Origin of the sequence: Lysinibacillus sp. KU-BSD001 (assembly GCF_042920265.1) — a bacterium.
In the GTDB taxonomy this organism is placed as follows: domain Bacteria; phylum Bacillota; class Bacilli; order Bacillales_A; family Planococcaceae; genus Lysinibacillus_B.
This window is the reverse complement of record NZ_JBDQZI010000001.1, coordinates 277699-302566: the sequence shown is the minus strand read 5'-3', so window position 1 is coordinate 302566 and position 24868 is coordinate 277699. Positions and strand designations below refer to the sequence as shown.

At 36.8% G+C, this 24868-nt stretch carries 19 protein-coding genes; all 19 read right to left on the bottom strand.

The features are described from left to right. Positions 1 to 29: 29 nt before the first annotated feature. The 19 genes from AAGS61_RS01460 to AAGS61_RS01370 all read right to left on the bottom strand — a co-directional run bounded on the left by AAGS61_RS01460 (position 30) and on the right by AAGS61_RS01370 (position 24860). Positions 30 to 1241: an ATP-grasp domain-containing protein gene (locus tag AAGS61_RS01460; protein ID WP_391366563.1), complete on the bottom strand. Its 1212-nt coding sequence runs from the start codon at positions 1239 to 1241 to the stop codon at positions 30 to 32. 56 nt (positions 1242 to 1297) lie between these two features. Next, complete coding sequence (locus AAGS61_RS01455) at positions 1298 to 2776, bottom strand: lipopolysaccharide biosynthesis protein (protein ID WP_391366561.1); 1479 nt, start codon at positions 2774 to 2776, stop codon at positions 1298 to 1300. After that, positions 2761 to 3735: a glycosyltransferase family 2 protein gene (locus tag AAGS61_RS01450; protein ID WP_391366559.1), complete on the bottom strand. Its 975-nt coding sequence runs from the start codon at positions 3733 to 3735 to the stop codon at positions 2761 to 2763. The genes AAGS61_RS01455 and AAGS61_RS01450 overlap by 16 nt, the downstream gene beginning before the upstream one ends. Before the next feature lie 293 nt (positions 3736 to 4028). After that, complete coding sequence (gene wzy, locus AAGS61_RS01445; RefSeq protein ID WP_391366557.1) at positions 4029 to 5483, bottom strand: O-antigen polysaccharide polymerase Wzy; 1455 nt, start codon at positions 5481 to 5483, stop codon at positions 4029 to 4031. A gap of 33 nt (positions 5484 to 5516) precedes the next feature. Next, complete coding sequence (locus AAGS61_RS01440) at positions 5517 to 6623, bottom strand: glycosyltransferase (protein WP_391366555.1); 1107 nt, start codon at positions 6621 to 6623, stop codon at positions 5517 to 5519. A gap of 15 nt (positions 6624 to 6638) precedes the next feature. Then, positions 6639 to 7853, bottom strand: coding sequence for a glycosyltransferase (locus AAGS61_RS01435; RefSeq protein ID WP_391366553.1), 1215 nt, complete (start codon positions 7851 to 7853; stop codon positions 6639 to 6641). A gap of 3 nt (positions 7854 to 7856) precedes the next feature. Then, a complete protein-coding gene (wecB, locus tag AAGS61_RS01430) occupies positions 7857 to 8981 on the bottom strand; it encodes a non-hydrolyzing UDP-N-acetylglucosamine 2-epimerase (protein WP_391366551.1) in 1125 nt (374 codons plus the stop codon). Positions 8982 to 8983: 2 nt separating this feature from the next. Then, positions 8984 to 10093, bottom strand: a complete 1110-nt coding sequence (locus tag AAGS61_RS01425) for a capsular polysaccharide biosynthesis protein CapF (RefSeq protein ID WP_391366549.1) — start codon at positions 10091 to 10093, stop codon at positions 8984 to 8986. Between the two features lie 16 nt (positions 10094 to 10109). After that, positions 10110 to 11147, bottom strand: coding sequence for a polysaccharide biosynthesis protein (locus AAGS61_RS01420; protein ID WP_391366547.1), 1038 nt, complete (start codon positions 11145 to 11147; stop codon positions 10110 to 10112). 1 nt (position 11148) lies between these two features. Beyond that, complete coding sequence (locus AAGS61_RS01415; protein WP_391366545.1) at positions 11149 to 12336, bottom strand: glycosyltransferase family 4 protein; 1188 nt, start codon at positions 12334 to 12336, stop codon at positions 11149 to 11151. 61 nt (positions 12337 to 12397) lie between these two features. Continuing rightward, entirely contained in the window at positions 12398 to 12994 is a 597-nt protein-coding gene (locus AAGS61_RS01410) for a sugar transferase (protein WP_391367294.1), read from the bottom strand. 69 nt (positions 12995 to 13063) lie between these two features. Beyond that, positions 13064 to 14902 carry a polysaccharide biosynthesis protein gene (locus tag AAGS61_RS01405; protein ID WP_391366544.1) on the bottom strand — a complete coding sequence of 613 codons (1839 nt, stop codon included), beginning with the start codon at positions 14900 to 14902 and terminating at the stop codon, positions 13064 to 13066. 961 nt (positions 14903 to 15863) lie between these two features. After that, positions 15864 to 16769, bottom strand: a complete 906-nt coding sequence (locus AAGS61_RS01400) for an LCP family protein (protein WP_391366542.1) — start codon at positions 16767 to 16769, stop codon at positions 15864 to 15866. A 36-nt stretch (positions 16770 to 16805) separates the two neighbouring features. Continuing rightward, the gene (locus AAGS61_RS01395) at positions 16806 to 17576 is read right to left on the bottom strand and encodes a tyrosine-protein phosphatase (protein ID WP_391366540.1); all 771 of its coding nucleotides are present in this window, start codon (positions 17574 to 17576) and stop codon (positions 16806 to 16808) included. A gap of 973 nt (positions 17577 to 18549) precedes the next feature. After that, entirely contained in the window at positions 18550 to 20103 is a 1554-nt protein-coding gene (gene rny / locus AAGS61_RS01390; RefSeq protein ID WP_391367291.1) for a ribonuclease Y, read from the bottom strand. A gap of 754 nt (positions 20104 to 20857) precedes the next feature. After that, positions 20858 to 21925 carry a recombinase RecA gene (recA, locus tag AAGS61_RS01385; protein WP_391366538.1) on the bottom strand — a complete coding sequence of 356 codons (1068 nt, stop codon included), beginning with the start codon at positions 21923 to 21925 and terminating at the stop codon, positions 20858 to 20860. Positions 21926 to 22075: 150 nt separating this feature from the next. Beyond that, positions 22076 to 23332, bottom strand: a complete 1257-nt coding sequence (locus AAGS61_RS01380; RefSeq protein ID WP_391366536.1) for a competence/damage-inducible protein A — start codon at positions 23330 to 23332, stop codon at positions 22076 to 22078. A 12-nt stretch (positions 23333 to 23344) separates the two neighbouring features. Continuing rightward, complete coding sequence (gene pgsA, locus AAGS61_RS01375; protein WP_391366535.1) at positions 23345 to 23923, bottom strand: CDP-diacylglycerol--glycerol-3-phosphate 3-phosphatidyltransferase; 579 nt, start codon at positions 23921 to 23923, stop codon at positions 23345 to 23347. Positions 23924 to 23969: 46 nt separating this feature from the next. Continuing rightward, complete coding sequence (locus AAGS61_RS01370; protein ID WP_391366534.1) at positions 23970 to 24860, bottom strand: helix-turn-helix domain-containing protein; 891 nt, start codon at positions 24858 to 24860, stop codon at positions 23970 to 23972. Between the last annotated feature and the right edge of the window lie 8 nt (positions 24861 to 24868).

Here is a 24868-nt window from a genome sequence, read left to right as displayed (position 1 = left end):
TCCCGTTAAAACATTTCAAAACTAAAAATTTAAGCACCATTTACTATATTACTTGCTTCAATATCTACTCGTACTAAACTTTTCATATTATCCATCTTCTCTAACATTTCAGCCATTGAAGAAAATGTCAGCAGTAGCGTGCCGAGAGTTGCGTTTTTATCTATTTTATAGCCTAAAGGGATGTTGATGATGTTAGACTTCACTAAATTATTACTGCTAACGTCCTGTTCGATTTGGATTTTTTTGAATCCCCCTGCCTGCTCATTTACAATTGTATAAACACCCCAGTATCCCCCTGGTTCATCCTCTCCTAAATTACTGCAATCTTCACCTACTGCTGCTTTAATTGTATATTCAACTAAATTGACCCCATCAATTTGTTTGATTGCTTGCGTTAAATCACCGTTATTTCGAACTCCTATATCAATAAAATAAATACGCCCCTTCGTATCCATTTGCGCCTCAAAAATTAATGGTCCTGTCTCCATATTTAACAAATCGATTAATCTTTGTAGTTCACAAGTAATTTTATGTTGTACATGTGTAGGTAAAATACACGGCCAACTTTCCCCTATCGGAAGAAATGAATGCATCAAATTAGCTTCAAAGTGATTATTGACTAGCCTAGTAAATACGAGCTTGCCATTGACTACAAAACAGTCACCGCCAATTTGATACCCTTGCTTATTAATATATTCCTCCATAATAAAACGTTTTGCTCTGGAAAAATATAATGCTGCTTCTACTTTCTCCTCTAGCAGTTCGACGGATTCAACGAGTGATACCCCCCTACTCCCCGAAGAATCAACAGGTTTAATCATTGCGGGCATCGTAAAAGTATGAAAGTCGGCTTTGGCCTCTTCTAGCGTTGTATATCCCTTTGCTTGTGGTACATTAAAATTATTTTTCTTCAAAAAGGATCTAAACATATCCTTATTCGATAAAATTTCTACCGATCTATAAGGAAAAGAAGGTAATCCTAACTTTTCTGCTACATAGGCAGCTGTAGGAGCACCCGAATCCGCTGCATAACAAAGCACTCCATCAATATTTAATGATTTGGCTAACGTGAATACAGCTTCCTTATCGATGGTGCTGACATTATAATATTCATCCGCAAACTGATGTCCCGGATTATGTTCCAAATAATCGCAAGTTATTACATAGTATCCCATCTCTTTCGCTTTCTTGATCGCTACAACCTGTGAGGGTGAGCCACCTAGCATCAATAGTTTTTTCATCTTTATACACCTCACAAATAATCTCATCGTTATTTTTTTATAATAGATGCCATGAATTATTCATAAATTTCTTTTACTGCTGTTTGCTTATTTCTTGTAAAAAGTTCTTTCATAGTCAACAACAAATAACGATAGCTTTCCAATCGAAATAATTTTGCTAGCCCAATGTATAAAATGACACCAAAAACGACTTGTATAACAACAGTTGCTATATCTGAAAAATTAATCCACTTAATAGTATATATAATCCCCCCCATTATGGATGAAATGAGGAAGGACGGGTATATATCGCTCAACTGCTCCTTCATACTATAATTAAGTAAAATAATATTAGGATACGCATTTAAAAATGAAGAAATAATGCCACCTACAACCCCTCCCATTGCCATCGCATAAACACCATACGGTACACTGATGATTAATATGAAGATCCCAAGCAATTTTTTGATGATTTCTAATTTCAAAAAAATATCACTACGCCCGAGCGCATTGATTGCTTGTAAATTCGCTGTATGAATTGGCCATAAAGCATAGATGGCACAAAAGAGTTGGAGAAACGGAGCCGCTGGAAGCCATTTTTCTGTTAATAAAACCTTTACGAGCGGTTCTGCAATAACTGCTAATCCCACCATCATCGGAAAGACAATAAAAGAACTGGTAACAATGGCTCTTCTCATCATTTCTTTCATTCTTGTGACATTATCTTGTTGTGAAGATAACACTGGAAACATGACCGATAGTATAGAGCCATTTATATTATTGATTAGGACACTTGGAAACTGCTCTCCTCGATTATAAAAGCCTAGAATCGTAGGACTAAACAGTTTTCCTATGAGCAAACTTTTTATGTTCGAATAGATTGTATCGATTAAAGCAGATAACAGTAACTTCCAACCAAATGAAAATAAACGTCCTAGCCGTTCGATCGAAAAACAGAATTGCGGTCGCCATTTCACTGTGTACCATAGTGTCACTGTAACCATGAATTGAAATACTAATTGTTGCAGTACTAAAGACCAAATCCCAAAATGGGAATACGCCATTATTATTCCGATTAAACCAGCTATGATTACTCCGCTTAAACTACTAACAAAAAGTTTTTTAAACTGCATGTTTCGAGCAATAATTGTTTGTTGTATCGAGTTAAGCGCACTAAAAAATAATGAGATTGAAAGAATTCTTAAAATGAGTATTAATTGAGGCTCTTGAAAAAAGAGGGCTATAACAGGTGAGAGGATAAAGAGTGTGAAATATAATATAGCTGCTATTAATAAATTAAAATAAAAGACGGATGAAAGATCTATTTTATCAATTTTCTTCGCTTGTATAAGTGCCGTATTAAAACCAGATTGCGCAATGACACCCGCAATCGTTATAAATATGGTCACTACGACGATTAATCCAAAGTCCTCTGGTAAAAGAAATCGGGCTAATATAATCATGACAATAAATTGAATTCCTTGCGTTCCGACTCTCTCGGTTAGCTTCCACAACAAAGAAGTGATGATTTTTGTTTTGATTATCTCATTGCCCACTTCCCCCAGCTCCTCTTTGCCATCCTTGCAAACTTTAAAATGATTGGGCAATACTGATCAAAAAAGATCACCATTCTTCTTTTATAATTTAAAGCTACGTAAAATTCTTTGTTTTCCCCTGACCTAGCCTCCTTATATTTTCTTTGTTCTACCAAAAGAAGTAACTGATCATAATATTTTCGTCGCTCTATCGCCTTTTCAAATTGACCAACTGTATATTTATTCACCTCATCTAACATAGCAGCTATTTTACTATAGTGTTCTACTTTCTTACTAATGGAAGAAGCATTTCTATCGGTCCATGAATGACTAACACCCGTTCGATATGCAGACATAAATTCATCCATATAATACACCGTACCTAATAAAGATAGATTGATAGTTAAAGGATAATCTCCAACAGGGGCTATTTTGAAAAAATCGGGTCTATTATTCGCATATTCTAAAGGATAAAACATAGAATTAGTAACGAAAAGAGCACCGCCTCCCTCGATTACCTCTTCCGTATGAAACACCTTATTGCCTTTATTCGCGCGAATTTTAGAGATAAAAGTCTTATCCGATGCGTTCACGACATAACCGCCATGGACACATAAGCTGCATTCAGGGTGGCTTTCCATATAATCTGCTTGTTTTTGTAACTTATATGGATCGGTCCAATAATCATCCCCTTCACAGATTGCAATGTATTTTCCTTGCGCTCTCTCCAAGTTGATTCGACTAATGGATTGTCCTGCTGAATATTGATTCACTGTCTGATAAATAGGCTTAATGATGTCTGGATGCTGTTTCTCATACTCCCTTATAATATCTGCTGTTCTATCTGTTGATGCATCATCATGTATTAATATTTCAAATTTAAAATTGGTTTTTTGCATTAGAAATCCTTTGATTGCCTCCGCAATGTATTTTTCATGATTAAAAGTAGCACAATGAATGCTCACTAAAACAGTTTCCATTTACATTTCTCTCCTAAAATTAAAATGTGAACATAAGAAGATGTGCCTATTTTATTCATATTGTTAGCTGATTTATGCCTACTTTTCAAATATAATTCAAACTCTTCACCAAAACGTGTAATTGACCGCACATTCCGTTACGGGCGAACGCCGTCAGCTACACTCGCCGCCCTTCACTCCATGTGCTTTTAAAGTGCTCCTCTTTTTAATCAAGAACATATTTTGGTGTTGAGCCATAATTCATCTTCATTTACACTTTATACAAACTTTCTATAAAAAGTAGCACTTTGAAGTTATCGTCTATTTTTACGCTTCAATACGATCGTTAAAATAATAATGAATGCCGATATCCATGTAAATTCTCTTACCATATCTACAAAATAAGCTCTAGTCCACCACAGTATGTTAGGAAATAAAATTAAGACGATCGACAATCGAATGAGTTGTTGTCTTTCATACAGTTCCTCAATTTTCACAGAAATATAACCTATAGCCATTCCAATAAAAGTGACAAAAACCGCACCTACATAGCCAAAACTATAGTATACCTCCCCTAAATATGATCCTCCTAAAAATGTTCTTATATTTCCAGGGAAATTGTATACATAGATCGTTTTTAACGTCGTAAAGTCGAGCACTCCGCCTATATTAGGGAAGGCATTCAACAGAGCAAATACATAATTTATACCATATTGATAATCCTGATTTGATGAAAAAAAATCAATCGCTATCCCTAAAGTTATGATTGTACTACCAAATTCAGCAATTACTGCAAATGGGGAAAAGTCAATAAATGATTTTTTAGCAAGCTCGATGAAAGTATCCATATTATTAATAGACATCATGCGAATTTGACTAATGAACGTGAGTACATATCCTACTATATAGATTAAACAGCCATTCAAAATCACTTGATGAACCTTCATTTTATTTACTCGGATGAAATTGAAGTAAATAAAATACAACGTTAATAAAAATAATATAGGTTCCCCTCTACCACCAGTGAACATTAAAATACCTTTATAAATCGTGGCAAAAATTAATACGATAAATACTTTTTGTTTATTGTTTTTATTTCCTATTAATAACATCATGATGCCAATATCGCTGAAGCCAGCTATTAAATAAACAACACTTGGCACGCCAATTTGAAAAGTATCTAAATAATTTCCGTTTATATATAAAATAGCTTTTGAACTATCAATATATAACATAGGTACTAACCCTATACTAAATAGAATTAAGCCTATACTTTTTGTTAAATGAAGCACACTCGTTGTATTTTCAAAATTGTTATCATCTAGTACCGTAGAGGTATATTTTTTCCTTTTAGCTAATATAATCAGCATGCCATAGGTTAAAAACACATGGCTACAAAGGGCAAAAAAGCTTGCCTCCTTAAACATGTTAGTTGTAATCGTTGATAGTGGATTCCAAGGCAAATCAATATCGACTTTAAATCCAAATATGATGACCATGCCTAGATGCGTTATAAAAGAAAAGATAAGAAACAGGATTGTCAGTGAAAACATTTTTCCTTCGAATTTTTTAATCGTACCGATATTTAAAATCAATTGAATGAGTGACAATAGAGCAAAAGGAAACACCCATTTTTGAAACGAATTATCCGCTATATAAAATGCGATGACTAAAATAATCGTATTGAATAATACATTAATTCCTATAATGACATTTTTCTCAATATTCTTTTTCAACAGTAACACGTCATTTGATAAGAATTTTTCCATATAGATCTCCTAAGAAATGATATTTTGAAAATGTTATAGGGGAAGAGGGTCGTAAATTCTTTCATACTGACGTCCTACATTTCGTTGATCGTACCCTATATTTTCTAAAGCATTCAAAATGTCAAATTCACTTACCGTCGGATTTTTTTTAACCTGTTGAATCGTTGTATACCAGTCCTCAATATCGAATGTTAAACACCGATGAAATAATCCCGCTTTAATATCATTTGTAATAGGTACCCCACTCGATACAATACAATTTACACCTGCAATTTGCGCCTCTAATATGGCCATGGACATGCCTTCAGAAAACGAGGGCATGAACAGCATATGTGATAAATGAAGAATTTCTTTGACTTTATCTGTATTTCCAAACATTCTAACATTTTTCTCTAGCTGATTTTTTTGTATAAACTCTATTATCTGATTGAACTCGGGTCCATCCCCTGCTATTAACAAATATGAATGTGGGTTTTCACTTACTATTCGCTTAAATACTTGTAATGCAAAGAGAGGATTTTTTTCGCCACCTAAATAACCAATAAAACAATACGTATGTGCATCCCGAGGAATATGATGTTGTAACGTAAATTGGTCTAATTGTTCCTTCTCGATTTTACAATACTGTGTATGATCAATAAAATTAGGGATAAATTCGAACCCTTTTCCAAAAACATATTGGCCAGATAAGTCTGCACAACTGATCATCTTTGTACAATATTTCCGATTAAAATATCTTAAAATAGCATACAATGCTTCACTAAACAAAAATTGCTTCGCATTTTTACTCCCATGTGCATGCCCTATCCTTATAGGAATATTTTCTTTTTCCCCAGCTAAACAGGCAAGCCATATAAAGCTAGAGGTATGCGCATGTATCGCATCATATGGACCATTTTCCCGAATAATGGCTCTTATTTTTTTTACATATTGCAAAGGAGATGTTTCACTAATTCTTTTCACTATAAAATATTTCCCATTATTATTTTCTATTCGTTGTAATACTTCCTGATTTGGCTGCTTATAAACAATATAGTCAAATATGTAGTTTTCCTTATTTACTGCTTCGGAAATATTCAGAACAACGGAAGCGATCCCACCACTATTTAAATTATCCACTACTACTAAAATCCTCTTCATCACATTAACGCCCCACTAAAAAGAAATAATACGTTCTGTGGATTCACAATAGAGTGTTAAATATTCATTATATTGATTGAGCATATTATATTGCTTTGCTCGGCTGATGCAATGTAAAGAATTTATCTTCTTATTCATTCGATATTTTTTTAAACAGTCTTGTAGCCCAACAACATTTTTAGGGTCGATTATGCCTCCACATGTTTCATCAATGCTCTCGCTACTTCCACCTGAATCAAATGTAAAAACAGGAGTCCCACAGGCTAATGCTTCAATATTTGTTGTTGGGAAATTATCCTCTAGCGTAGGATTAATAAAAATATCAGCCGTTGAATAAATTTCTGCTAATTGTTTAGCATTATTCGTTATCGTTATACCGATTATTTTTTTAGGTAACCCTTTCACTTGCTTTTCCGTTAAGCCAACTAAAACGATGACCTCATCTTCCTCAAGAGAATTGGCAAGTTCTATAAATTGATTTAAACCTTTTTTTCGATTCCAAACGTTCGCTACGCCTAAAATAATAAATTTGTTTGCTAAATTATATTTTTCTCTAAATGTTCCTTTTGTCGGTTTGAAAATGTCCAAATCAATGCCGTTATGAATTACTTGCGTAGGATACTCACTAAGAAAGGAGCCTTTCACTAAATTCGCTAACCAGTTTGAAGGCGTAATAATTGTTAAATCCTTCACCCCTGTAAAAATCCCTTTTTTCTTTATATAGTTCATTTGAGAATTATCTATAAATAGACTCTTAGGATATTCTTTTTTTTCAGGACACTCACTACATCCTGATTTCCATTTACTACAACCAACAAAATCAAAATGAGAACAGTGCCCTGTAAAAGCCCAACAATCGTGTAGCGTCCAAATCACTTTTTTATTCGCTCTCTTTATATAATCAAATAATAGTTCAATATTAATAAAATACCCATGAATATTATGAAGATGAATAATATGTGGATCCATTTCCTCCACTATTTTAATAAATGCTTTTGTTGCTTTTACTGAACCAAATCCATGTTTATCAAATATCCTAGTTACGCCTACATGCCAATAATTATCATACTTCGTTCCTATTCTGATGGAGCTTTCACAGTTTTTTGGTACGCCTCTTCCGTATGCAATATAACTTTTGTGTCCTTTTTCAGTCAAAATACGATGAATATTCGTCGCTATTCTACCAGTGCTTCCTATCCCACAAACGGCATTTATTTGTAAAACCTTCACACATCACATCCCCCATACAACCCGATTCACATAATGCGTATACGATAAAATAATTCTTAATACCTTTTCTGACACATTCGGCATCCGGTAATCTTCCACAAGCCTTAATGTGTCCACTTCTTGTGTTTCTACTATTTCTAATCCGAGTAATATCCGTTCTTTCTTTAGCCCAACCATCATGACTGATGCTTCTTCCATTGCTTCTGGCCGCTCATGGGCTTGTCGAATATTGAGTGCTTTAAATCCAAGAATAGACGATTCCTCACTAATTGTGCCACTATCACTTAACACTGCTTTCGCTTTCATTTGTAGCTTAATATAATCGTTAAATCCTAGTGGCTTCATTGTTTTGATGAGCGGATTAAATTCAACCCCGACCGCTTCAATCATCTTTTGTGTCCTAGGATGTGTACTAACAATGACGGGAAGCTGGTATTTTGTTGCTACAGCATTTAAACTTTCGACTAAATCAAGAAAGTTTCTTTCGGCATTGATGTTTTCTTCTCGGTGTGCAGAAACAACAAAGTACTGTCCTTCTTCAAGCCCTAGTCTTTGTAGTACATCTGAATTCTCAATATCTACTTTTTTCGAATGAAGCACTTCAAACATCGGGCTTCCCGTCTTAATAATGCGGTCTGCTGGGAATCCTTCTCGCAGTAAATACTCTCTTGCAATATCACTATATGTTAAATTGACATCCGCTATGTGATCAACAATTTTTCGGTTCGTTTCTTCCGGTACACGTTGATCGAAACAGCGATTGCCTGCTTCCATATGGAAGATTGGAATATGTCTTCTTTTTGCTGCAATCGCGCACAAGCAACTGTTCGTATCCCCTAACACTAAAAATGTATGAGGTCTTACCTTTTCGAGTATCGGATCAATCTTACTTAAAATATTGCCAATCGTTTCAGCCGCTGTGCCCGTCGCTGCATTCAAAAAATAATCTGGCTTCCTTAAATGAAAATCATTAAAAAATACTTCATTTAATTCGTAATCATAATTTTGTCCTGTATGCACAAGCGTATGTTCAATGGCATTGGATTGTTCTAACCGATTGATCACAGCAGATAATCGAATAATTTCAGGTCTAGTGCCTACTACCGTCATCACTTTTAACTTCTCCACTTTTACACCTCCATATTGTACGTATCAGGATTTTTCGGATCAAAGCACTCATTTACCCACATAACCGTCACAAGGTCTGTATCTCCTATATTGACAATAGCGTGTGTATAGCCAATCGGAATGTCGACAACTTGTAATTTTTCTCCACTTACGTGATATTCAATAATTTCATCGCTATCTAACTTTCTAAACCGAATCAGTCCTTCACCACTTACAACTAAAAATTTCTCGTTTTTCGTATGATGCCAGTGATTTCCTTTTGTAATGCCTGGTTTGGATATATTGATAGACACTTGCCCTCTATCAGGCGTGCGAATAAATTCTGTAAACGAACCTCTGTCGTCCACGTGCATCTTTAAATCATACGCAAATTGGTCTTCCGGCAAAAAGCTTAAGTACGTGCTATACAGCTTTTTCGTTAAGGCGTCATCCATATTGGCTATATTTAAATTGTCTCTATTGCTTTTGAAGCTTTTTATTGCATTTGCTAATGTACTAAGTGTTATTTGATAGGTTGTAGGTACTACACAGTAAGGGGGGGATATCGTTGGTGTTCCATTTAGTGCATGTAAAAACTCTTCTAAAATGTCATCAATGTAGCAAAGCGTAAGCTCTGTATCGGGGTTGTGTATGTCGATATTTAAGTTTCTTGCAATGTTATAGCAATACGTGGCTACGACAGAATTGTAATTTGGTTTACTCCACTTCCCAAATACATTCGGTAATCTATATATATATACTTTTGCACCTGTTTCTTTTTCGTGAAGCCATAGCGCGTCTTCCATTGCCTTTTTACTTTTTCCATATGGATTATCGCGTTCTGCTTGGATAGAGGAAGTAGTCAGAACGGGCGCCTGATTACAATACTTTTTTAGTAATGCTAGTAATCGAACAGTAAATTCATAATTTCCTTCTATAAATTCATGCTCATAATGTGGTCGATTAACGCCTGCTAAATGGAAAACAAAGTCACATTGTTTTGCATACTCTTCTAGTAGTAATGGATCGCTATCTTTTGTAAATTCTAAAATGTCATGAAATCCTCTATTTTGTAACGCTGCAATTAAGTTTTTCCCGATAAATCCTTTTGCACCTGTTACAAGAATTTTCATCTGCTCACTCCATCCTTTAATTCATCACATGAAAATGTGGATTCCATTTTTTTAATTCTGCTTGAATATAGTCTAATTGCAGCAACGTTTCTTTAATTTCTTCTACTGTTAATAGCTTTGTATTATTCGAATTGTATTCTTCTACAGTTGTCAGTTTTGGATTGCCTTCTGCAAAATATTTATTATAATTGAGGTCTCTTTGGTCAGCTGGTACTTTAAAAAATCCACCTAAATCTTCTGATACTATAAATTCTTCCCTTGTAAGTAGTGTTTCATATTGTTTTTCACCGTGTCGCGTACCAATGATTTTGATTTCATTGTTCACGTTAAAAAGCTCTTTCAATGCTTGCGCTAAATCACCAATCGTACTAGCAGGTGATTTTTGCACCATAATATCGCCTGCCTCGGCATGCTCGAAGGCAAATAATACAAGCTCAACCGCCTCCTCTAAACTCATGAGAAACCTTGTCATTTGTGGATTTGTGATTGTTAAAGGTTTGCCACTCTTAATTTGTTCGATAAATAAAGGGATAACCGATCCTCTTGATGCCATCACATTGCCATATCTCGTTCCACATATGAGCGTTTTTTCAGGAGAAACCGTCTTCGATTTGGCGACAAAAACCTTCTCCATCATCGCTTTTGAAATCCCCATTGCATTAATCGGGTAAGCCGCTTTATCGGTGGACAAACAGATCACTTTTTTTACCCGATATTCAATGGCAGCATTTAATACATTTTCTGTTCCTAATACATTCGTTTTGACCGCTTCAAGAGGAAAAAATTCACATGAAGGCACTTGCTTTAAAGCAGCAGCATGAAAAATATAATCAACATCATGCATCGCATTTTTTAAACTATCAATATACCGTACATCGCCAAGATAAAATTTCAGCTTATCATTATTATATTTTTTCCGCATATCGTCCTGCTTCTTTTCATCTCGGGAAAAAATACGAATTTCTTTTATATTCGTATTTAAGAATCTTTCCATGACAGCATTGCCGAAAGAACCGGTGCCACCTGTGATTAATAACACTTTATCCTGAAACATTTCAGACCTCCATTTTAACTAGGGCTTCTTCTAACACCGACATAAATTTTTCCTTACTAAAGTGCTTCCGATAATAGTCATATGAATTTTTAGCCATTTGCTCTTTCTTACTACTTTTACAAAACGCTAAAATCAATTTACCTAATTGTTCATAGTCTTCTGCCTCACAACAAAATCCACATTGTGCTTCGTAAATGACTTGTTTAGCTTCACCATTGATTGCGCCAATAATTGGCTTACCTGCAGCCATATAAGATTGAAGTTTTCCTGGTAATGTAGATGAAATCGTTTGATCATCCTTTAATGTAATTAACATTGCATCTGCTAATCCGTAATACATCGGCATTTCACTTAAAGGTTTTCTCCCATAAAAAAACACATTCTGAAGATTCAATTCATTACATAGCGCTTTACATGCCTCTAATCTAGAGCCATCTCCAACTATGTGAAATATAATATTTAAATGATTACGTAGCTCATTCGCCGTTCTTATTATTGTGTCAACGCTTTGCATATCCCCAATATTCCCAGCAAAAACAAAATTAAATTTGTTGTCTAGTTTAACTTCTGATTCTTCTAAAAATAAGCTTTCCGCATACTGAGGTAGATGAAAGATTGTTTCTTGATTAATTCCTAAAGTATTTTTTAGGTAATCACTAAACATAACTGAACTAACGGCAACATAGTCCGCAGATTGATAAATCCACTTTGATATAGCGTGAAATAGCTTATAAATAACTGAATGTTCATTTATTCCACCTGCTGTTAAGCTTGCTGGCCATAAATCAAGACAGTAGAGTAATATCTTTTTTTTATGCTTCTTTTTATATATAATTGCAGGCAAGCCCATCATTACAGGCGAAAGCTGATTGACTAATACAACGTCATACTTTTCTTTCATAAATAATGTCTTGATCGATGCAGATAGTGCGTAACTAAAATAATTTAAGAAAAGCATGAACTTTCTTCTTCCTCGACCTATTTCAAAACATCGAACAACTTTCACACCATTAATAATTTCGATCCTTTTTTTTCGATAACGATATTCACTCAGCACTTTTCCCTCTGGATAATTTGGGAGACCTGTTATGACAGTTACATCATAGCCATTTTTCACAAGTTCCTCACATATATCTGAAATCCGAAATGGCTCTGGATAGTAATATTGGCAAATAACAAGTATTCTCATGAGTAGCCTCCAAATTTATTAATCAACTATTCTTCTACTATCAAACTATTTTCTAAAGTTTTTAGTTTTCAGATTTTATTTGTCCTTCCATTACACCCTCCCTAGTAACCACTTTTTTTATTGTGAAAAATAAACATTTCATATCCATCCGAAGGCTAATGTTCTTTACGTATTTGCCGTCTAACTCCGCCTTTCTTTCAATAGACAATTCATCACGTCCGTTTACTTGAGCCCATCCTGTTAATCCAGGTAACACATCATTAGCACCATATTTATCACGTTCAGCAATTAAGTCATACTGGTTCCATAACGCCGGTCTTGGTCCAATAATGCTCATTTGCCCAACAAATATATTCCAAATTTGTGGTAATTCATCTAAGCTTAATTTTCTTAAAAGCTTACCTGTTCTTGTTAAATATTGGTCAGGTTCTTCCAATAAATGTGTTGGTATATCATTAGGAGTGTTAACCTGCATTGTGCGAAATTTTAAAATATTAAAATGTTTTTTATGAATACCTACTCTTTTTTGTTTAAACAGTACTGGACCCTTTGAGTCAATTTTAATAATAGTCATCAGAATTAAAAATAATGGCAATAACACAATGAATGCAATGAATGATACTACAATATCCATCCACCTTTTTACAATCATATACAGGGCTTTTACACTCCTTATTTTTGTTATAGCACTCCTAATAATCTTCCCTAATTTATCTCTATATCAGAATCAAGCAATCGTCTTAGGAAACAATATTTCACCATTTGCCCATTGACCATTCGCCATGTTTATAACACTTCGCTTTATTCCAAGCGAATCGAGGGTTTCAAGCTCTTCAAGGAATGTCATAAGTTTGTCTTCATCCGGACAGTGCGCTCTTCCTACATGAATTTTCGGATAAATATATTCCTCTTGAATTTCTTCTGCATTGAGTAGTTCTTCATACATCTTCTCACCTGGGCGTATGCCTGAAAATTCAATGCCAATTTCATCTTCTGTAAAGCCAGATAATTGAATGAGATTTCTAGCTAAATCGACTATTTTTATTGGTTCACCCATATCGAGCACAAACACTTCGCCACCTCGTGCAAGTGTTCCTGCTTGCAGTACGAGTCGGGATGCTTCTGGAATGGTCATAAAGTAGCGGGTCATGTCTGGATGTGTAACAGTTACGGGTCCACCCGCTGCTATTTGCGCTTGAAATCTAGGCACTACACTCCCACGCGATCCGAGTACATTACCAAAACGGACAGCAGCAAAATTCGTATCACTATGCCTTGCTAAATTTTGAATAATCATTTCCGCAATTCGTTTTGTTGCGCCCATTATATTCGGAGGGTTTACTGCCTTATCGGTCGAAATCATCACAAAGTGGGCTACACCACATGTATGTGCTGCTTCTGCCATATTTTTTGTGCCAAAGATGTTGTTTTTTACTGCCTCAAGTGAATTACATTCCATAAGCGGTACATGTTTATGTGCAGCAGCATGATAAATCACATCTGGTTGAAACTGCTGTACTACTTCAAAAATTCGTTCTCGATCTTGTATATCTGCAATAATTGGCACAAATTCCACGCCTGTATGTTCTTTCTTTTCCACTAACTCTGTATAAATTGTATAAATAGAATTTTCTCCATGACCTAATAAAATCACACGGCTTGGTTTAAATTGAGCTACTTGCCTGCAAATTTCCGAACCGATAGATCCACCCGCACCTGTCACAAGAATGACCTTATTCGCTAATTGATTTAAGATAGCTACCATATCAAGTTTCACTTCTTCTCGGCCAAGTAAATCCTCAATTTTAACCTCTTGCATATCACTCACTGACACTTTGCCTGTCATAACATCCTCAATTTTCGGCATAATTTTAATCGGGATTTGAGTACTTAAACAGCGCTCATAGATGTCCCGAATGCCAAATTTCCCAAGAGATGGGATGGCTAGAAAAATTTCATCAATTCTTTTATCTTCAACAATCCGTAAAAGATCTTTTGTCATGCCGCATACTTTAATCCCCATCAATTTCAACTTTTGTTTATTTGGATCATCATCGACAATCGCAACCACTTTATATTCCGTCGATGGATCTCGCTTCATACTACGCACAAGCATTGTGCCTGCTTCTCCAGCGCCAATGACTAATACTCGTTTTAAATTGTCTTGTGTTTTAATTAACGTTTGATCGTGCAAAATGCGTAATAAAAACCGAGAGCCACCAATTAACACAATATGCAATAGCCACGTGATTGTCATAATGCGAAAATAAATATCACCTTTGACTAATAGTTGAATTCCACTTGCGACAATAACAGAAATAGTAATCGCATAGCCTATCGCTAATAATTCTCTCACAGAGGCTACACTCCAAATACGATTGTATAACTGGAAGAAATACGCCATAATGTGGTGACTAATTAGCAGCGCCAATGAACTTACGATAATTAATGAATCCAAATAAGCATCGTATGAAGCATTTAATAACCAATAGCTAATAAAGATCGCAGTTAACACAATGAGTGAATCTAACATAAAAAAAACCGAGTATCTTAACGTATAATTCACTATCTACCCCTCTTTTATATACACTTAACTATTCATTTTTCAATACGCTTCATTTCTATATCTAGAATAAAATTTTCACAAAAACAGTTGTGCTAACCACACATTTTCCGTATGTTCCTCTTCAGAACGGCTTACTCCTCTCCCTTCTTGTGAGTCTCATTTGCTGCACTCATGCGGCGTTATACATGCACGCAATCAATTCCCTCTGTATAGCCCATAGCTTCACTTCATTTTTCAGCTTTCGAGTTTTAATAAAGTGAACTTGCAAATAGTTGAGTTTTCCTCTCTCACTTTTTGTTAGACTTCATGAACTAGACTTTTAGGCTCAGTTAATTTCTGGTTTATTCTTCTGGTATTTCTCAAGTCCTGAAGCAATCTTCTTTCTTATTGCCTATTAAGGTAGGCCCCCATTCCGCATGAATCGCTCAGAAAGTGATTAAAAATCCTCACTGTATAAAAACGGTACATTTAGATTACCTATTTGCAAATCAAAACAAAAAAATATTTATAAATCACAAAAAGCAATCATTTTCAGATGTTCTTATCCACTTTATTAATATTAATCAACAAATATTACAAAATGATAAATTAACACGTAGTTCTTTATAACTATTTGCAGTTCATTACCCAATGCCCATATTTTACATCTAGAAGATATATACTCCACTTCAAATAAGTGAGTGTAGCCTGTCCATACATTGTCGAGTAATACGGAAAAACGACTTACCTGTATGAACTTATGGAGGTTTTACTGAAAAGGTAGAGTAGGAGATTTTAAAAAATGGGGTGTTATCCAATATGTATTTCAAAAAATAGTATGAAATGGATTGAGGTGTACTTGTCAAAGAAGACATAAGAAATGGTAGAGGCTATCTATAAAAAGAAGACAAGATGAAGACATACTTCCATATATGCTTCATCTTGTGGAGAAAAACAAGGGGAATTTTCATACGTTTTGTCCTTAAAGCTCCAAGTGCTCCTGCAACAGCCCTTGAATTGTTTCCAGTTCCGCTTCATTTGGCATGTAATAATAGATACCATTCATCATCGTCCCTGAACCATTTGTTAAATAAAGTTGTTCGATATTTTTTAAACTGCTGGCATAATTTTTACGCATGTCTAAAAGCTCTTCAAACATTATATTGATTTGTACATTTTTTTCTAATGCTTGGAATATCGCTTGGTAGTTCCATGCCGTATTCAATGAAATGACTTCCTTTAGAACACCTTGTATGACTTGTTTTTGACGATTTTGGCGACCAAAGTCACCTGCTGGATCTTCGTAGCGCATACGCACATATTTCAATGCTGTTTCTCCATCCAATTCAAGTTCACCAATTGGAAAATGTTCACCCTCGTAATAAAAATCGAACGTGTTATCAACAGAAATACCGTCGACAATATCTACAATATCTATAAAGCTTTCCATATTGACTTGTGCAACATAGTCTATTGGGATATCCAGAAAGTTTTCCACTGTTTTCATCGACATTTCGATACCGCCAAAAGCATAAGCATGATTAATTTTATCTTTTATATCCATTCCAATAATAGCTGTATACGTATCACGTGGAATGCTTAACATTTTAGTTGTCTTAAGCGTCGGATTGACTGTTAGCACGATGATTGTATCCGAGCGACCACTATCTCCCTCTCGTTCATCCACACCTAAAATAAGCACGGAAAAAGGATCTTTTGAGGCAACATCCACCGCCTCACCCCTTTTTTCAGATACCCCATCTTGAATCGGCGTATACACTTCTTCTGCTGTACTTTTGAAATCTTGATATACTTGAAAGAGGAATAGAAAACTAATCATGCCTAATCCCGCCACTATCATTGCTACCCATTTCACTACTGTTTTCATCGCTGTCCTCCACAGTCGTTATACAAGTTCATTCTGTTACAAACTAAATGTTTTCCACCACTTAGATCTAGCTATCTCACCTGGTTCTTGAATAAGAAGAGGCTTATTTTGAATGACTCGTGCATTATTTTCAAGTAAAATATCAACAGCATCTAATGCTTTTCTTTTTTCTAAATAACGAAGACCTGCGTCAAATAAAAAAGGACGACAGGCTAAATTGTGAGCGTCTGAACCATACGTATGCACTAAATTGGTCTTTACTAGATGAAATGAGATCTTTTGTATCGTACGTCCAAAATGTCCTGCTAAACTGCCAGCTGTTATTTGTGCTACAGCCCCTTCACGAATAAGTCGTTCTAAATAAATAGGCCTGTCAGCAATTGCTTTATTTCGTTCTGGGTGTGCGATTATAGGGATGATTCCCTCTACTAATAATTGACGAATGATATTCATCGTATAGTAAGGTACATGGTCTGATGGTAACTCTAATAGGAGATAGTTAGAATGGGCTAATGTGTGGATTTTCTTTTCCTTATGAAGTGAAAGTATTTTTTCCGATAATCGTACCTCATGCCCAGTATGAAGTGTTAATGGAATCTTATTTTTTTTTAGCTCATCTTGTAACGTATAAATTTGGTCATTCACTTTCTCATACTCTACATCATATTGAGGATGATGCCTATGCGGAGTAGCAATGATTTCGGTAATTCCCTCCTGCACCGCTTGTACTAACATGTGCATAGTTTCTTCTATGGAGCTTGGACCATCATCAACATCCCACAAAATATGTGTATGGATATCAATCACGCGTACCCCTCCTATATATTTATTATTTTTCGCACTAAAAATAACTTCCAATCATCATATGTATTGGATGGATGCCTTAAATTATGTTTATATTACCCATATTATTAATAATCATGGTTCATCACCAAAAGTCGGGGGTTGCCTTATATACATGGCACACTCCACTCCGAGCGGATGCTTTCCGCGGGCATGGCTTCAGTCTCCTCGTCGTTCGTCCCTCACTGCTCCTGTCGCGCACGCTTAGGCGCAAATAAATTGCCTGCGGGGCGCCTTCAGCTCGGGGCAACATGATGTTGCTCACAAAGGCGTTGCGCTCGTGACGTGGCGACTTTTAGCCTTTGCTCGCTTGTCCCGCTGGAGTCACCGCTCTCCGTTCCGTGTGCTACCTACTTCTACATAAATTATTTGCTATAAAAATGATTTTGCTATAGGTGGAACACAGATTCTGATGAAGAAGTATTCATTTTTGCCATAGCGTACTATTTATTGTCATAGAAGCCAAGCTTTACTTCACAACGGAAACGTGCTGTGGTGAAGTATAAAGGTTACAATAATTTTTACTATTTTTGTATTTTTCGTTCATTATGAATTGATGAAATAAAGTGTTTGTTGATTGGAGTGGAAGCTGGGAGAGTGCATCTGACGGCTACGCCTTTCGATGCAGAAATAATCTGTTCCCTTCACTGTGGAACAGATTATTTTCCTGGGGGGATTAGCGTCCTAGATGAGCCCCTGGACTGAGCGTAGCGAGGGAAGCGGCTCATCGGACGCCCCCCGGAAAGCGCCCAGCTGCTCCTGATGCTCCGCTTTCGTCGCAAATTAATTTGGAACGGAAATCAACCCCAAGTTACGGTGATGAGCCAGAATCATACATATCCCGCATAATCACCATTATGGCATGATTTCATTTTCTGTTCACTAAATAGAAAAAGGTAATTTCTTGTTTTTAAACAAGAAATTACCTTTTAACATTTTACTTCGCGTATTCTACCGCTCGTGTTTCGCGGATGACTGTTACTTTAATATGACCAGGATAATCAAGCTCTTCTTCGATGCGTTTGCGAATATCACGTGCTAGGCGGTGAGAGGCAAGATCGTCAATTTTATCTGGTTGAACGATAATGCGGATTTCTCGGCCTGCTTGGATCGCATACGATTTTTCAACACCGTCGTAGCTTTCAGAAATCTCTTCAAGCTTTTCTAAACGACGAATGTAGTTTTCAAGTGTTTCACTACGTGCTCCTGGACGTGCAGCTGATAAAGCATCCGCTGCAGCAACTAATACAGCAATAACAGAAGTCGCTTCTGTGTCACCGTGGTGAGAAGCAATACTGTTAATAACAACTGGATGCTCCTTATATTTCGTTGCCAGCTCTACACCGATCTCAACGTGACTACCTTCTACTTCATGGTCGATTGCTTTACCGATGTCATGCAGTAACCCTGCACGCTTCGCTAGCGTTACATCTTCCCCTAGTTCAGCAGCAAGTAGACCTGCTAAATGAGCTACCTCGATGGAATGCTTTAATACGTTTTGACCGTAGCTTGTACGATACTTCATACGTCCTAAAATCTTCATTAAATCTGGATGTAAATTGTGGATACCAACCTCGAAAGTTGTTTGCTCACCCGTTTCGCGAATTTGCTCGTCCACTTCACGGCGTGATTTTTCCACCATTTCTTCAATACGAGCTGGATGAATACGACCATCTTGCACTAGTTTTTCAAGTGCTAGACGTGCTGTTTCACGGCGAATTGGGTCAAAACCAGATAATATAACAGCTTCCGGTGTATCATCAATAATTAAATCGATACCCGTAAGTGTTTCAAGCGTACGAATGTTACGACCTTCACGACCGATAATACGACCTTTCATTTCGTCATTCGGTAAATTCACAACCGATACAGTCGTTTCTGCTACATGATCTGCGGCAAAACGCTGTAACGCTAGTGATAAAATTTCGCGTGCTTTTTTGTCAGAGTCTTCCTTAGCGCGTGTTTCCGCTTCTTTGGTCATAAGCGCAATATCAGTTGATAATTCATTTTCAACTTCTTTGAGAATAATATCTTTCGCTTCTTCACGTGTTAAAGCAGCAATACGTTCTAATTCTGACTTTTGAGCCGCAACAAGCTCTTCCACTTTGCTTTCCATCTGTTCAATATGCTGTTGTCTCTCGGCTAAAGCTTCCTCTTTACGCTCTAAGCCTGTTTCTCTCTTATTCAGAGCATCATCCTTGCGATCAAGATTTTCTTCTCTTTGCAATAAACGGTTCTCTTGTTTCTGAAGTTCTGAGCGACGTTCCCGAATGTCATTCTCAGCTTCAGTACGAAATTTGTGAGTTTCATCTTTTGCTTCAAGCAGTGCTTCTTTTTTCAATGCATCAGCTTCACGTTTTGCCTCTTCAACAATCGCATTCGCCTGATGTTTTGCACCAGTTACTTTTGATTCATTCACTTGTTTCATGTAGAAATAGATAACAGCGGCACCGACGATGAATCCAAGCAAAGCAGGAATAATCATTTCCATCATTTAATCCCTCCTACTTGCTCATTATGTCTGATGTTCCAGTTAGCGAATATTAGAATAAACTAATATGTGCCTATTTCATTTCAAATGTAAGAAATTATACATGATTAATTGTATAGTTCAATACTAGGTCTGTCAAGGATTCCCGCCGTTTGTGCTTGGCGGTACCATATGTATTTTACTAGATATATCTATATGTATTTAATTATTTTGGCGTGCATGTGTCTAATTGAAAAGATAGATTTAACTCATGACGAGGAAAAATAAAACCTAAAAAACACTAGGTAAATGTTAAAAAATATTAAAATTATGTTAGCTTCTGAGCTAGGACAAAAGTAAATAATTCTTAATAGTTTAACAATGAATTCTCTTTATTTAAATCGAAGCCATATTCTTTGAGTTTACATATACGGTATTCCCCCACTTACTACGTCAATCAACAATCATTTTATGTCCCCCCTGTCTAGGCTACACTTTCGGTACGAACTAAAAACCCCACTCACTTCTGAGTGAGTGGGGACAGACTGTTTTAAGTTTTACTTGAAATTATTTTGACTCTTCACCAAAACGTGTACTTGACCGCACATTCCGTTACGGGCGGACGCTTTCCGCGGGCTTGGCTTCAATCTCCTCGTCACTGCGTTCCTGCGGGGCTTTCCGCTCAAGCTTATCCCGCAGGAGTCACCGCCCTTCACTCCATGTGCTTTTAAAGTGCTCCTCTTTTTAATCAAGAACATATTTTGGTGTTGAGCCATTATTTTTCGCCTAAATCAAGTAGTAATTCGTCGTCCATTTCTTCATCTTCGTCGTGGCCGCCAATTGTATATGAATTGCCCGCGCCAATGCCGTAAGCTTCACGAATTTTATCTGCAATTTCATCGCGAATTGCATGGTTTTCTTTTAAGAATTGCTTTGCATTTTCACGCCCTTGCCCTAGACGCTCATCCCCATATGCATACCAAGAGCCACTCTTTTGAATGATGTCTAACTCTGCTCCTAAGTCTACAATTTCGCCTTCTTTTGAAATCCCTTCACCATACATGATATCCACTTCAGCTGTACGGAATGGTGGCGCTACTTTATTTTTTACAATTTTAATTTTTGTTTTATTTCCGACCATTTCAGTCCCTTGCTTAATTGTTTCAGCACGGCGAACTTCTAAACGTACAGAAGAGTAAAACTTTAATGCACGTCCACCAGGTGTTGTTTCAGGATTACCAAACATGACACCAATTTTTTCACGTATTTGGTTAATAAAAATAGCTAATGTTTTTGATTTATTAATAGCGCCTGATAATTTACGCAATGCTTGTGACATTAAACGCGCTTGTAAACCAACGTGTGAGTCACCCATCTCTCCTTCAATCTCTGCTTTTGGTACTAATGCTGCAACAGAGTCGATGACGAGAATATCAATCGCACCAGAACGTACTAATGCTTCTGCAATTTCTAAAGCTTGCTCCCCTGTATCTGGCTGAGATAATAGTAACTCATCAATATTGACACCTAGTTTTTGTGCATAGACAGGATCTAATGCGTGCTCTGCATCGATAAACGCAGCCTGTCCACCGTTTGCTTGAACTTCAGCAATCGCATGTAGAGCTACTGTTGTTTTACCTGAAGATTCCGGTCCATAAATTTCGATAATACGACCACGTGGATAGCCACCTACACCAAGTGCTGCATCAAGCGCTAATGATCCACTTGAAGAAGTTTCAATTTGGCGGTCAGTCGTTTCTCCTAGCTTCATAATTGAGCCTTTGCCGAATTGTTTTTCAATTTGTTTTAACGCCATATCTAAGGCAGCTTTACGATCACTCACAAATGTGTCCTCCTTTAATTACGAACTGCTTTCGTTATGTCTTTATTATACTTCTTATTGAGACAAACCACAAGAAAAAAGCGAACATATTTTCGTTTATTAGCCAAAATAAAAATTTGGGCCATTTTTTATACCCAAATTTCTATTTTCTTATATTTTTCGATAGCCCTTTTCTACAAGTTGGCGCATTAAATAACTAAATGTAAATTTTACTGCACGGAGGCGATTCGTATTACGCGAACCTGATAGCTGTAAACGATATGTAATAGGTGGCTCTTGCCCAATGCTTAAACCAATCCAAATGGTACCAGGCGGCTCATTACCATGCGCTTCAGGACCTGCTGCACCTGTTAAACCGACACCAATATCTGTGCCGAATTTTTCACGTACTTTGAATGCCATTTCAGCTGCACATTCACTGCTCACTACACTATAGTGAGCTAATGTTTCTGCGGACACACCTAGCTGCTCCATTTTCACTTGCTCATTATAGGTTACAAGACCGCCTACTAATGCCTGACCCACACCTGGAATTTCTGCTAATTCGGATTGAAATAGCCCTGCTGTTAAGCTTTCTGCTGCTGCAATCGTTAAGCCATTTTCAAGTAACATTTCCACTGTTTTAGATGCTAAAGAGTCATCATCTACCCCGTAACAGTACTCTCCAACAATGTCTAAAATCTCTGTCTTTTTTGCTTCGATTAATGACCATGCTTCCTCTTCAGTGTCTGCTTTTGCCGTAATGCGTAATGTGACTTCTCCATCGGATGTAAGTGGGGCAACAGTTGGATTAGATTGCTGATCTAAAATATCCTGTACACGCACCTCTAGCTCCGCTTCCCCAATCCCATAAAATCGCAGGACATGAGAAACAATCATCGCACCTTGTGTCATTTTTTTAGCGAGGCGTGGCTTTGCCTCAAATTGAAACATCGGATGCAATTCTTTCGGTGGTCCTGGCAATAAAATATACGTATGTTCACCGCGCTCAAGCAACATCCCTGGAGCCATCCCGTGATGATTTGCTAGTACATCACATCCCTCTAGCACAAGTGCTTGCTTCCGATTATTTTCCGTCATCTCACGTCCACGACTAGCAAAAAAATCTTGGATATAGCTTAATGCCACTGGATCAAATGTTAAGTCAACACCTAAATGACGTGCAATTGTTTCCTTTGTTAAATCATCTTTCGTAGGCCCTAATCCACCAGAGAAAATAATACAATCTGCCCGTTTTTCCGCAATACGAATGGCATCCTCTAAACGCTGTGGATTATCGCCAACAACTGTATGATAGTATACATTAATCCCAAGTTCAGAAAGCTGACTCGAAATAAATTTTGCATTTGTGTTTGTAATTTGTCCTAGTAGTAGTTCTGAACCTACTGCAATAATTTCTGCGTTCATAAATGACCTCCTTTATTTAGAGTCTAATAACACACGACGATTTAAATAAAAATAGTCCCAACCAGACCAAACGGTAAAGAATAGTGCCACATATAAGGCAATATCATCAAATGGAATGCCCATTAATGCAAAAATCGTATTGTGTAAAAACAGCGCTGAAATCGCTACGATTTGAGCCCATGTTTTAATTTTACCAAGTTGATTGGCAGCAACTACTTCTCCTTGACCAGCTAAAATAAGGCGTAGACCTGTTACGGCAAATTCTCGCGAAATGATGAGAATAACAATCCAAGCAGGTGCAAGCCCAAGCTCTACTAGTAAAATAAAGGCTGCTGATACTAATAATTTGTCCGCAAGGGGGTCTAAAAATTTCCCCATATTCGTGACTAAATTGTATTTTCTTGCATAATAACCGTCCACCCAGTCCGTTATTGAAGCAAGTATAAAAATGATTGCACCGACGAAATGATTAATGGGCATTTCTGCCCCAAACAGTTCCATCGTTCCCCACCCAAAGTCAAACAATATTACAATCATAAAAACGGGAATTAAGCAAATACGAGAGACTGTAATCTTATTTGGAATATTCATTTGTTAAACACCTTTCATTTGAAACAAAGTAGTCATCTGAAGATGACTACTCAGCTTGCTGTTCTTGAACGAATTGAATGATAAAGTTTTGCGTTGTACGGTCTGACGGTGATGTTAATAGTTCATCATTTATATACACTTTCGCACTCGGTACACTACCTACCCGAATACGTACATAGCCGTCTGCTGTCGCATCGTATTCAACCGTTTCACCTGGATTGTATACTCTTCCTAAGTTGTCGACACCTTGTGTATTACGGAATGCAATCCAGCTTGCATTACTTGTGATTTCAACTCGAATTTTCAACTCATTCGTACCGGATACTTCAAAGTTGACATCATCCCCATTGATTGCACCTTGTGAAATAGCTTGTGCAATAGTCGGAGGCTCTTCTTCCTCTACAGGCTCTTCTTCTGCACCTTCTTCACCTACAGTACCTTCCGCATCATCTGTATTCGGTTCATTTGTTTGTGGTTTGACATACTCTACTGGTGGTGATTCCTCATCCACGATACTTGGAGATTCTTTTGATTTTGCCCAATATAAAATTGAAATAACAGCAATAATCACAATGATAAATAATGCGACAGTAATTTTTGGCATCATTTCCATCGTTTTATTCGAAGAACGATTGGCTAGTTTACGACGACTCGGACTTTGCGTATAAGACTGCACTACTTCTTCCGTTTGAGAACCCGGTACATCTTTTTTAAATTGATTTAATAATTCCTCTGGGTCTAGTCCGACTGCTTCAGCGTATTGTTTAATGAAGGCTCGAACATAAAAAGAACCCGGCATAATCGAATAGTTTCCCTCTTCAATACCAATTAAATAACGCTTTTGGATTTTCGTTATTTCTTGTAAATCTTCTAAGCTATATCCTTTAGCTAATCTCGCTTCCTTGAGGCGAGCTCCTAATTCTGTCAACAATAACACCTACTTTT